The organism is Halomonas sp. SIMBA_159 (assembly GCF_046536035.1).
GTDB classification, from domain to species: Bacteria; Pseudomonadota; Gammaproteobacteria; order Pseudomonadales; family Halomonadaceae; genus Vreelandella; species Vreelandella venusta_A.
The window spans coordinates 1-305 of record NZ_JAWJBT010000288.1 but is presented as its reverse complement, the minus strand read 5'-3'; the positions used below and the strand labels follow the sequence as shown (position 1 = coordinate 305).

The 305-nt window shown below is 53.8% G+C and carries 1 protein-coding gene; it reads left to right on the top strand.

The window, feature by feature from the left end:
* Window positions 1–4 precede the first annotated feature (4 nt).
* The coding region (locus R0J87_RS19335; protein WP_498888268.1) for an FAD-dependent monooxygenase at window positions 5–305 on the top strand (301 nt) is incomplete at its 3' end.

The following is a 305-nucleotide window of genomic DNA, read 5'->3' as shown; positions in this document are numbered from 1 at the left end:
CCGTGTGGCGTTGCTGGGTAACAGTTTGCACAGTGTGCATCCGATAGCCGGGCAGGGTTTTAACCTGGCTATGCGCGACATTGCCGAACTGGTGACTCAGATTACCGCAACACCTTCAGATATAGGTGGCTACGCCATGTTAAAGTGCTATCAGCAGGCAAGACAGCGTGATATCGCAGTAGTGAGTACCGCTACCGATGCCCTGGTACGACTGTTTTCCAACCGTTCCCGCACCTTAGCACTGGCCCGCAATGCTGGTTTACTGGCCATGACGCTATGTGATGAATTAAAGCGGCCTTTGGCCG